Origin of the sequence: Streptococcus gallinaceus (assembly GCF_024170225.1) — a bacterium.
Classification (GTDB): Bacteria; Bacillota; Bacilli; order Lactobacillales; family Streptococcaceae; genus Streptococcus; species Streptococcus gallinaceus.
Genome location: NZ_JALJXU010000002.1, coordinates 229750 through 240139 on the forward strand (window position 1 = coordinate 229750; position 10390 = coordinate 240139).

Sequence of the window (10390 nt, forward strand, 5' to 3'; positions counted from 1 at the left end):
TTTTCTCCTAAACTTTATTTGATGAATAGAGTATAAAATAAATATCACTAATTAGCAACAAAATTGACTCAGTTTTTGAATTTTTTTAGAATAGTGATTAAATTTTCCCGATCTTCTTCAGATAAGACCTCGAAAATTTCCCCGATATGGTTGTAGTGTTCAGGGAGGATTTTCTCGATAGTTTCCCGACCGAAGTCAGTCAAATGAATGCGAGCGGCACGACGGTCGCAGTCGTCTTGTACTTTTGTGATATAGCCATCGCGAATCATATTTTTGATGACAACGGTCATATTACCAGAAGTGCTGAGGAGTTTTTCAATTAAGTCCTGGATGCGCAAGTCTCCCTTGTTATAAAGAGCTTCCATTACGCCAAATTGGCAAACCGTTAGATTGTGTTTTTTGATGGTTTCCAACTCTTGGCGGCTGATGGTGTTGGCTGCTCGGTGGAAGACAACGAGGCTGTGGAGGGCTGATTTATTATTGTTAAATGCTGTTTCAATTTCTTTCATGTTTCTATTTTATGAGAAAAAGCTAGATTTTTCAATCATCTAGCTAGTATTCAAGAAAAATCCTCAATAATCCTCTGACAAATGGCATTTTCTCGCAAGTTGTAGTATAATGAGACTATTATGAAAAAATCGAAAAGGGCAGAGGAGCAGGGTGTGAAAGCTAGCTACAAGCAATGGTTGCTTGGTATTTTTATACTCTTTGCGGCCTGTTTATTTTCTGTATTTTTTATCTTAGAATCCTCAGCGAAACCATTTGTGACGGCGCGTGAAAAGGCAGTTCAGGTGGCCAAGCGCTATGTTGATTTTGGTGACATAAAGCAGGTAGATATCTATAATGGTAGCGAGACGTACTACAGTATAGTAGGGAAAAATTCCAAACAAGAAGATGTCTTTGTGCTGGTTCCCAAGCAGTCTTCGGACATTTTTGTCTACCAGACCTCCCAAGGAATTTCAAAAGAGGATGCTGAGAAGGTTGCAAAAGAAAACGGGGCTACTAAGATTGAAAAAACAGTATTGGGTCACGAAGGTGGAAAAACCATTTGGGAAGTGAAATCTGTAACTAATTATTATTTAATCGAATTTGAAACAGGAAATTTGTTTAAGAAGGAGGGCATATGACAAGATTATCCAATCGTGTATTGACCATGGAAGAGTCCGTTACCTTAGCAGCTGGTGCAAAAGCCAAGGACTTGAAGGCACAAGGGCGTGATATTTTGAGTTTGACACTGGGTGAGCCCGATTTTGTCACACCGAAAAATATCCAAGATGCAGCCATTGCTTCTATCCAAAATGGCTCTGCAAGTTTCTATACAGTGGCTAGTGGTTTACCAGAACTCAAGGCAGCCATCGCTTCTTATATGGAGCAGTTTTACGGCTACACCGTTCCGACCAATCAAATTGTAGCGGCAACGGGGGCAAAGTATGTCCTCTATGCTTTCTTTATGGCTGTTTTAAATCCTGGCGATCAGGTCTTGATTCCAACGCCCTACTGGGTTTCTTATGCGGATCAGATTAAGATGGCTGAAGGTGTACCTGTCTTTGTTGATGCAACAGAAGCTAATAACTTCAAAGTCACAGTTGAGCAACTGGAAGCGGCTCGTACAGACAAGACCAAGGTTCTTTTGCTCAATAGCCCTTCTAATCCAACCGGGATGATTTATACTGCAGAAGAGCTAGAGGCGATTGGAAATTGGGCTGTAGCCCACGATCTTTTCATCTTGGCTGATGATATTTATGGACGCCTCGTTTACAATGGCAATCCATTTGTGCCGATTTCTAGTTTGTCAGAGAAAATTCGCCAGCAGACCATTGTTATCAATGGTGTAGCCAAGACCTATGCCATGACAGGTTGGCGCGTCGGCTTTGCGGTTGGAGATAGTGAGATTATCGGGGCCATGTCAAAAATCATTGGTCAAACAACATCGAATTTGACAACAGTAGCGCAGTATGCAGCTATTGAAGCCTTTACAGGTCCACAAGATGCGATTGAAATCATGCGTCAAGCTTTTGAAGAACGTCTCAATACCATTTATCCGCTCTTGTGTGAAGTTCCAGGATTTGAAGTTGTCAAGCCGCAAGGAGCCTTCTATCTCTTCCCAAATGTGAAGAAAGCCATGGAAATCAAAGGCTTTACAGACGTGACAGACTTTACCAATGCTATCCTTGAAGAAACGGGTGTTGCCTTGGTAACGGGTGCGGGATTTGGTGCTCCAGAAAATGTTCGCCTCAGTTATGCGACGGATATGGATACCTTGAAAGAAGCTGTTCGTCGATTGAAAGAATTTATGGAAAAAGCTTAAAATATTATAAAGAAGAAATGAGAAAATATGTCTAAAAAATTAGTATCGATTATTGATGTAAAAGACCATGTTGGTCAAGAAGTGACCATCGGCGCTTGGGTTGCCAACAAGTCAGGAAAAGGGAAAATTGCCTTTCTCCAGTTGCGTGATGGGAAAGCCTTTTTCCAAGGTGTCGCCTTCAAACCAAACTTCCTTGAAAAATTTGGTGAAGAAGAGGGTGCAGCCAAGTTTGACACTGTCAAACGTCTCAGTCAAGAAACCTCTGTCTACGTGACTGGTATTGTCAAAGAAGACGAACGTTCAAAATTCGGTTATGAGTTGGATATTACGGATATCGAAATTATTGGTGAGTCACAAGATTACCCGATCACACCAAAAGAGCACGGGACAGATTTCTTGATGGATAACCGTCACTTGTGGTTGCGTTCACGTAAACAGATGGCCATCATGCAAATCCGTAACGCGATTATTTACGCAACTTATGAGTTCTTTGACCAAAACGGCTTTATCAAATTTGACAGCCCAATCTTGTCAGGAAATGCAGCGGAAGATTCAACTGAATTGTTTGAAACAGACTACTTTGGTCAACCAGCCTTCTTGAGCCAATCTGGTCAGCTTTACCTTGAAGCTGGTGCTATGGCTCTTGGACGTGTCTTTGACTTCGGTCCAGTTTTCCGTGCTGAAAAATCAAAAACACGCCGTCACTTGACTGAGTTCTGGATGATGGATGCGGAATATTCGTTCCTTAATCATGATGAGTCGCTTGACCTTCAAGAAGCTTATGTAAAAGCGCTTATCCAAGGTGTCCTTGACCGTGCGCCACAAGCTCTTGAAACTTTGGAACGCGATGTGGAACTCTTGAAGAGCTATATTGCTCAACCATTTAAACGTGTGCCTTATGATGAAGCCATTGACCTTCTTCAGGCTCATCAAAACGATGAAGATACAGATTATGAGCCAATCGAACACGGTGATGACTTTGGTTCACCACACGAAACATGGATTTCAAACTACTTTGGCGTACCAACCTTTGTAGTTAACTACCCAGCAAGCTTTAAAGCCTTCTACATGAAGCCGGTTCCTGGCAATCCAGAGCGCGTGCTTTGTGCGGACCTGTTGGCACCAGAAGGTTATGGAGAAATCATCGGTGGTTCTATGCGTGAGGACGATTACGATGCCCTCGTTGCCAAGATGGATGCTCTTGAAATGGACAAGTCAGAATATGAATTCTACCTTGACCTCCGTAAATACGGCTCAGTTCCACACGGTGGATTTGGTATTGGTATTGAGCGTATGGTAACATTCGTAGCGGGTACAAAACACATCCGCGAAGCCATTCCATTCCCACGTATGCTTCACCGCATTAAACCTTAATAAATGACAAGAGGAGAATTTTCTCCTTTTTTCATAACTGAATACCTAAAAAATATAAGGAGAATTTATGCAAGGAATGACCAATTATAGCTATGGGGTAGACGCTTTTGAGGATTTGCCTCAAGTGTTGCACCGTTACCAATTTCAAAAAGTCGTGCTGATAGGGGGAGAACGTGCCTTAGCAGCAGTCGAAAAGGAAGTGAAGGACCTCTTACTGACAGGAGGATTTACCTATCTAGGTAGCTTGGTATATGGGAAAATGGCTACCCAATCAGCTATTGATATTTTGGTGGGTTATGAGCTTGTTCAGGAAGCGGATGTGATTATCGGAGTAGGTGGAGGGCAAGCCTTGGACGTGACCAAGATGGTGGCCAAGGAGTGTAGGAAAAATCTGCTAACCATTCCAACTATTTGCTCGACTTGCGCTGCGGGGACTGGTCTAGCGGTTATTTACAACGATGACCATTCTTTTGCCTACTATGGAAATGCTCAGCCACCCCTTCACACATTTATCAATACCAGGGTCTTTGTCCAAGCTCCGTCAGCTTATTTCTGGGCGGGAATCGGCGATGGTCTATCAAAAGGACCAGAGGTAACACGTGCGGTAACCAATGCAGTTGATAGAGGATTTGTGGCGCCTCATACAGCAAAATTAGGCTTAGCCATTGCTCAGTCTTCTTTTGATGCCCTCTACCAATACGGTTTTCAAGCCCTAGAGGATGTTGCCAATCACCAAGTTAGTTTTGCGGTTGAGGAAGTTGCCCTAGCTATTATCGTGTCAACGGCCTACGCTTCTAATCTAGTTGTTCAGCCTGACTTCGACCTGACAACTTGCCATGCTCATGCCTTTTACAATGGGACAACGGTTGTCAAAGAAAGCCGCAAGCACTTGCACGGTGCTGTTGTTGCTTTTGGGATTATGGTTATGCATGCCTACTTTGAAGAAAGAGAGCAGTTAGGAAAAATCGCACGATTGAATCAGTCCCTTCAGTTGCCACTGACCTTGGCGGATATGAGTTTGACAGTGGCAGATATTCCAGCTATCGTCGCTGCGGCTGTAAATACAGATGAATACCGCAATACCCCATTTGAACCTGCACGCTTTGCCCAAGCCATTGAGGAAGCGGATCAATTTGGCAGAAATTGGAACTGCGGAGATGAAACCTTGCTTAAATAATGTATGGTTTGCATTTTTTTGCTATAATATAAAAAACATGAAAAGAGGGTAACAATATATGAAGACAATCCATACTGATAATGCACCTGCAGCCATTGGTCCCTATGTCCAGGCCAAGGTTGTTGGCAATTTCTTGTTTGCATCAGGTCAAGTTCCCCTATCTCCTGAAACAGGTCAAGTAGTGGGTGAAACCATCCAAGAACAGACGGAGCAGGTTTTGAAAAATATCCGCGCGATTTTAACAGAAGCTGGGACAGATTTTGACCATGTTGTCAAGACAACTTGCTTCTTGGCGGACATGAATGATTTTGTTCCCTTTAACGAAGTCTATGCGACAGCCTTCTCTGCTGAATTTCCTGCACGCTCAGCGGTTGAAGTGGCACGACTTCCGCGTGATGTCAAGGTAGAAATCGAAGTCATCGCTTATCTCGGCAACTAGTTCAAGTAACAGCCTTTCTTTACCTTACAAAGAGGGGCTTTTTTGATATAATCAATGGGTAGAGGTTTGTTATGGAACATAAAACAGGTATTATCCAAGAAGAGCGTGATTCAAAGGGGATTTCTTTGTCCACGCTAAATAGTCGGTTGCGTCATCTGATATTGAAAGAGCACGATGAATGGACAGAAGAGACAACCATCGGCCATGAGGAGCTAGCTCACTATCAAGTGAAGTATTTACGGAATATTATTGAGTCTGCAAATAAGAAAAATGAATATGTGCGTGAGACGGTTTACGATGTTAGCAAGCATTCTCAGTATGAGACGGTTGATGTTCAGGAAGAATGGGAGCAAAAGGCGACACTTGGCCAGCGTATAGCGGACGAGGTAGCTCGATTTGGCGGTTCCTGGACCTTTATCATTAGCTTTGTAGTGCTGATGGCTGTCTGGATGTCTATCAATGTACTTCATCCGTGGGGGATTCAGTTTGATGCTTATCCATTTATCTTGCTGAATTTGGCCTTGTCAACGATTGCGGCGCTTCAAGCACCCTTGATTATGATGAGCCAAAACCGTGCTTCGGATTATGACCGATTTCAAGCTAAGAATGATTATCGGGTCAACAAACGTTCTGAAGAAGGAGTTCGGCTCTTGCATAAGAAAATTGACCACTTGGTGCAACAGGATCAGACGGATTTATTGGAAATTCAGAAGTTACAAACAGAGATGTTGGCAAGCCTGAGTCTACAAATGGAAGCATTGCAGAAACAGCAGGAAGTTGTCGCAAAAGAGTTGGAGAGAAGGGAGAAAGAGAATGTCTAAACAATTGCAATTGGTCATCGTAACAGGGATGAGCGGAGCAGGGAAAACAGTTGCTATCCAGTCTTTTGAGGACATGGGGTATTTTACGGTGGACAATATGCCACCGGCACTTTTGCCCAAGTTTATCGAGCTTATTCGTCACAGTCAGGACAATGATAAGTTAGCACTGGTAGTGGATATGCGTAGCCGGTCATTTTTTGCGGAAATTCGTCAGATTTTGGATGAAATTGAAGCAGATGATGAGGTGAATTTTAAGGTTCTATTTTTAGATGCAACAGATGGTGAATTGGTCGCCCGTTATAAGGAAACGCGCCGTTCACATCCACTAGCGATTGATGGTCGGGTGCTGGATGGTATCCAGTTGGAGCGTGAATTGCTGGCGCCTTTGAAAAATATGAGCCAAAATGTGATTGATACTACTGAATTGACACCGCGCAATCTCCGTAAGGAAATCGCAGACCAATTTGCCAGTCACAATAATCAGCCTGCCTTCCGTGTAGAAGTAGTCTCTTTTGGCTTCAAGTATGGTTTGCCATTGGATGCGGATTTGGTATTTGATGTACGCTTTTTGCCGAATCCCTATTATTTGCCAGAACTGCGCAACCAGACGGGCTTAGATGAGGGTGTGTACAACTACGTCATGGATTGCCAAGAGTCAGAGGACTTTTACAGTCATTTGTTGGCCTTGATTGAGCCAATCTTGCCTGGCTACCAAAAAGAAGGCAAGTCAGTCCTAACCATTGCTGTGGGATGTACAGGTGGTCAGCACCGCAGTGTTGCTTTTGCTAAACGCTTAGCGGATGATTTGGAGAAAAACTGGATGGTTAACCTGAGTCACCGTGACAAAGATAGACGGAAAGAAACGGTGAATCGTTCATGAGAAAACCAAAGATAACCGTTATTGGTGGCGGTACGGGAGTTCCTGTTATCTTGAAGAGTCTTCGAGATAAAGATGTTGATATCACAGCCATTGTAACGGTTGCGGACGATGGTGGTTCTTCAGGGGAAATTCGTCAGGCCTTGCAGGTCACACCGCCGGGTGATTTGCGAAATGTTCTCTTGGCCATGTCTGACATGCCTAAGCTTTATGAGCGGATTTTCCAGTACCGTTTTGCTGAGACAGATGGCGCCTTGGCAGGGCATCCTTTGGGTAATCTTCTGATCGCAGGAATTTCAGAAATGCAGGGTTCTACCTACAATGCCATGCAGCTCTTGTCCAAATTTTTCCATACTACGGGGAAAATTTACCCTTCAAGCGAAAATGCCTTGACCCTTCACGCTGTTTTTGCAGATGGGCATGAAGTGGTCGGAGAGAGCAAGATTTCCAAGTATAAGGGAATGATTGACCATGTCTATGTGACTAATTCTTATAACGATGATGAGCCGACAGCAAGCCGTAAGGTCGTTCATTCGATTTTGGAGAGCGATATGATTGTGCTCGGTCCCGGTTCGCTTTTTACTTCGATTTTACCCAATTTGATGATTTCAGAGATTGGGCAAGCACTGCGTGAAACGACAGCAGATGTGACCTACGTCTGCAATATCATGACACAGCGTGGTGAGACGGAGTTTTTCTCTGATGCAGACCATGTGCGGGTGCTCAATAAGCATTTGGGGCAAGACAATATTGATACAGTTTTGGTCAATATTGAACCTGTTCCAGCAGAGTACATGAACACCCACCAATTCGATGAGTATTTGGTGCAGGTCAAGCATGATTTTGCAGGCTTACAGGGTCAAGCCAAGCGTGTGATTTCCTCTAATTTCCTTCGGTTGGAAAATGGGGGAGCCTTCCATGATGGGGATCTGGTGGTCGAAGAACTACTCAAGATCATACAGGTGCGGGCATGAGTTTTACCGTACAAGTCAAGGAAGAATTGTTGGCTCAGGGGCAAATGGCCAAGACTGAGCTCGCCGCTATCATCAAGTTGTCAGGAAGTCTCGGATTGACCATGTCTAGTCTGACCCTATCCATTTCCACTGAAAATGCTAAAATTGCGCGCCACATTTATGAAATGCTCTGGCATTTTTATGACGCCAAGGCGGATATTCGTCATCATCAAAAGACAAATCTGCGTAAAAATCGTGTCTATACCGTATTTTTAGATCAAAATGTCAATCAGATTTTAGATGATTTGCATTTGGCAGATAGCTTTTTTGGGTTGGCGACCGGTATTTCACCGACTATTTTGGAAAATGATATCTGGAGTCAGGCTTACCTGCGTGGTGCATTTCTAGCGAGTGGCTCTGTCAAGGACCCAGAAAAAGGGAAATACCAGCTGGAAATCGCATCAGTTTATAGCGATCATGCAGAGGATTTGGCAAAATTATTGCAAAAATTTCTTCTGGATGCCAAGGTCATCGAGCGTTCCAAAGGGACCATTACTTACTTACAGCGGGCAGAGGATATTATGGATTTTCTTCTGGTCATCGGTGCTGAAAATGCAAAAATCGAGTTTGAAAATGTCAAGCTCCTGCGAGAAACACGCAACGATCTCAACCGAGCAACTAATGCGGAGACCGCAAACATTGCCCGTACTGTGACAGCTAGCATGAAAACCATCAACAATATTGCGAAAATTATCGACACGATTGGTCTGGATCAGCTTCCTCTTGACTTACAAGAAGTGGCCCAGCTACGCATCCAGCATCCAGATTATTCCATTCAGCGGTTGGCGGACACCTTGACCAACCCCATTACCAAAAGTGGCGTCAATCATCGCCTGCGAAAAATCAATAAAATAGCAGATGAATTGTAATAAAAAATACTTTACATGATTTTAAGGATTTGCTATAATACTAGGAGTGTGTAATGGACACACAAAATACAGTTTATCCGCTGAGCTTAAAAGCGCTCAAGATTGACAAAGATAGGAGAAAATAAATGAATCCATTGATCCAAAGTTTGACAGAAGGTCAACTTCGTACTGATATCCCATCATTCCGTCCTGGTGACACTGTTCGTGTACACGCGAAAGTTGTCGAAGGTTCACGTGAACGTATCCAGATCTTTGAAGGCGTTGTCATCGCTCGTAAAGGTCAAGGTATCTCAGAAATGTACACTGTACGTAAAATTTCAGGTGGTATCGGTGTTGAACGTACTTTCCCAATCCATACTCCACGTGTTGACAAGATTGAAGTTGTACGTTACGGTAAAGTGCGTCGTGCGAAATTGTACTACTTGCGTGCTCTTCAAGGTAAAGCAGCTCGTATCAAAGAAATCCGTCGTTAGTCTTCAAGATTTACAGACTGATCAAAACTCTTTCCAATTGGGAAGAGTTTTTTAGTTCATTCAGGCTCCTATTTGTAGAAATTGTGGTACACTCAGATAAAGGAGAAATGTCATGAAAATACCTTCAGTAATGTCAGACCTACGCAAGGAGATTGTAACTGTTCCAGAAGTAATCCAGGAAGTAACCGGAATCTCGATTTACGGGCGATTGATCAAGTCTATCTTATTTACGACAGATGTGGCTATTATTGCCAATCACAATGCAGATGCCCTTTTAGCTGTCTATCCTTTTACCCCCAATCCTGCTATTTTAAAGAGTATCATGCAGGTATCCTCAGTTCCTGTATTGGCAGGTGTCGGTGGCGGATTGACCACGGGACTTCGCGCGGCTAATATGAGCTTGTTTTCTGAGTCAGAAGGAGTATTTTCTGTCGTCGTCAATGGCCCTACGAAAGCGGATACCATCGCTGAAATTGATGCCCTTATTGATGTGCCGATTATCTATACGGTTGTTTCAGCCGATACGGATATTCAGAGTAGATTGGCTGCAGGAGTGGATATTGTAAATGTCTCATGTGGTCCCGAGACGGCGTCTGTCGTCCAAAAGCTCCGACAGGAATTTCCAGACTTGCCCATCATTGCGACGGGGGGCCGACGGATGAGAGTATCAAAGAAGTCATTGAAGCAGGAGCCAATGCCATATCTGTGACCGCACCCTCCAATGCCGAGATTTTCAAAAAGAAAATGGCCAACTACAGAAATCCACATAAAGATTAGTAAATCTTGCAATCAGCTCAACTTTAATGTAAAATAACAAGGGAACTTCCCTTAGTTAAATGGACATAACAAATTCCTCCTAAGAATTAGTTGTAGGTTCGATTCCTACAGGGGAGATAATAAGAAAATAAAGAGCGTTTTAAAGAACGCTCTTTATTTTGGCTTAAAATTGTATCCATTATACGTCTATACATCGTTTCATCACAAAAGGGATAACTTCTAGTCTGCAATAATAAATGAAATTTATTGTAAATAATAACAA

General features: G+C 43.2%; 11 protein-coding genes, 1 tRNA gene and 1 pseudogene. 12 read left to right on the forward strand and 1 reads right to left on the reverse strand.

Translation table 11 applies throughout. The features are described 5' to 3' along the window. Positions 1-68 precede the first annotated feature (68 nt). Complete coding sequence (locus J2T50_RS03590; RefSeq protein ID WP_253363820.1) at positions 69-509, reverse strand: MarR family winged helix-turn-helix transcriptional regulator; 441 nt, start codon at positions 507-509, stop codon at positions 69-71. Positions 510-629: 120 nt separating this feature from the next. Between J2T50_RS03590 and J2T50_RS03595 the strand changes: the two genes are divergently transcribed. The 12 genes and pseudogenes from J2T50_RS03595 to J2T50_RS03650 all read left to right on the forward strand — a co-directional run bounded on the left by J2T50_RS03595 (position 630) and on the right by J2T50_RS03650 (position 10245). Beyond that, entirely contained in the window at positions 630-1127 is a 498-nt protein-coding gene (locus J2T50_RS03595) for a cell wall elongation regulator TseB-like domain-containing protein (RefSeq protein ID WP_253363822.1), read from the forward strand. After that, a complete protein-coding gene (locus J2T50_RS03600; RefSeq protein ID WP_253363824.1) occupies positions 1124-2308 on the forward strand; it encodes a pyridoxal phosphate-dependent aminotransferase in 1185 nt (394 codons plus the stop codon). Before J2T50_RS03595 ends, J2T50_RS03600 begins: the two co-directional genes overlap by 4 nt. 27 nt (positions 2309-2335) lie before the next feature. Further along, entirely contained in the window at positions 2336-3682 is a 1347-nt protein-coding gene (gene asnS / locus J2T50_RS03605) for an asparagine--tRNA ligase (RefSeq protein ID WP_253363826.1), read from the forward strand. Between the two features lie 67 nt (positions 3683-3749). Next, entirely contained in the window at positions 3750-4859 is a 1110-nt protein-coding gene (locus tag J2T50_RS03610; protein WP_253363828.1) for an iron-containing alcohol dehydrogenase, read from the forward strand. Between the two features lie 58 nt (positions 4860-4917). Further along, positions 4918-5298, forward strand: a complete 381-nt coding sequence (locus J2T50_RS03615; RefSeq protein ID WP_253363830.1) for a RidA family protein — start codon at positions 4918-4920, stop codon at positions 5296-5298. Between the two features lie 71 nt (positions 5299-5369). Continuing rightward, positions 5370-6119, forward strand: coding sequence for a DUF1003 domain-containing protein (locus tag J2T50_RS03620; protein ID WP_253363832.1), 750 nt, complete (start codon positions 5370-5372; stop codon positions 6117-6119). Further along, complete coding sequence (rapZ, locus tag J2T50_RS03625; protein ID WP_253363834.1) at positions 6112-6999, forward strand: RNase adapter RapZ; 888 nt, start codon at positions 6112-6114, stop codon at positions 6997-6999. Before J2T50_RS03620 ends, rapZ begins: the two co-directional genes overlap by 8 nt. Further along, positions 6996-7970, forward strand: a complete 975-nt coding sequence (locus tag J2T50_RS03630; RefSeq protein WP_253363836.1) for a YvcK family protein — start codon at positions 6996-6998, stop codon at positions 7968-7970. The genes rapZ and J2T50_RS03630 overlap by 4 nt, the downstream gene beginning before the upstream one ends. After that, a complete protein-coding gene (whiA, locus tag J2T50_RS03635; RefSeq protein WP_253363838.1) occupies positions 7967-8878 on the forward strand; it encodes a DNA-binding protein WhiA in 912 nt (303 codons plus the stop codon). Before J2T50_RS03630 ends, whiA begins: the two co-directional genes overlap by 4 nt. Positions 8879-9003: 125 nt before the next feature. Continuing rightward, complete coding sequence (rplS, locus tag J2T50_RS03640; RefSeq protein WP_253363841.1) at positions 9004-9351, forward strand: 50S ribosomal protein L19; 348 nt, start codon at positions 9004-9006, stop codon at positions 9349-9351. 112 nt (positions 9352-9463) lie between these two features. Then, positions 9464-10128 (forward strand): annotated as a pseudogene (locus J2T50_RS03645) (beta/alpha barrel domain-containing protein). Between the two features lie 45 nt (positions 10129-10173). Beyond that, positions 10174-10245, forward strand: a tRNA-Arg gene (locus J2T50_RS03650). Positions 10246-10390 lie beyond the last annotated feature (145 nt).

Excerpts from the sequence above, each read along its gene's own strand:
- J2T50_RS03590 (WP_253363820.1), bottom strand. The coding sequence starts at position 509 with ATGAAAGAAATTGAAACAGCATTTAACAATAATAAATCAGCCCTCCAC.
- J2T50_RS03600 (WP_253363824.1), top strand. The coding sequence starts at position 1,124 with ATGACAAGATTATCCAATCGTGTATTGACCATGGAAGAGTCCGTTACC.
- rplS (WP_253363841.1), top strand. The coding sequence starts at position 9,004 with ATGAATCCATTGATCCAAAGTTTGACAGAAGGTCAACTTCGTACTGAT.
- asnS (WP_253363826.1), top strand. The coding sequence starts at position 2,336 with ATGTCTAAAAAATTAGTATCGATTATTGATGTAAAAGACCATGTTGGT.
- rapZ (WP_253363834.1), top strand. The coding sequence starts at position 6,112 with ATGTCTAAACAATTGCAATTGGTCATCGTAACAGGGATGAGCGGAGCA.
- whiA (WP_253363838.1), top strand. The coding sequence starts at position 7,967 with ATGAGTTTTACCGTACAAGTCAAGGAAGAATTGTTGGCTCAGGGGCAA.
- J2T50_RS03630 (WP_253363836.1), top strand. The coding sequence starts at position 6,996 with ATGAGAAAACCAAAGATAACCGTTATTGGTGGCGGTACGGGAGTTCCT.
- J2T50_RS03620 (WP_253363832.1), top strand. The coding sequence starts at position 5,370 with ATGGAACATAAAACAGGTATTATCCAAGAAGAGCGTGATTCAAAGGGG.
- J2T50_RS03615 (WP_253363830.1), top strand. The coding sequence starts at position 4,918 with ATGAAGACAATCCATACTGATAATGCACCTGCAGCCATTGGTCCCTAT.
- J2T50_RS03610 (WP_253363828.1), top strand. The coding sequence starts at position 3,750 with ATGCAAGGAATGACCAATTATAGCTATGGGGTAGACGCTTTTGAGGAT.
- J2T50_RS03595 (WP_253363822.1), top strand. The coding sequence starts at position 630 with ATGAAAAAATCGAAAAGGGCAGAGGAGCAGGGTGTGAAAGCTAGCTAC.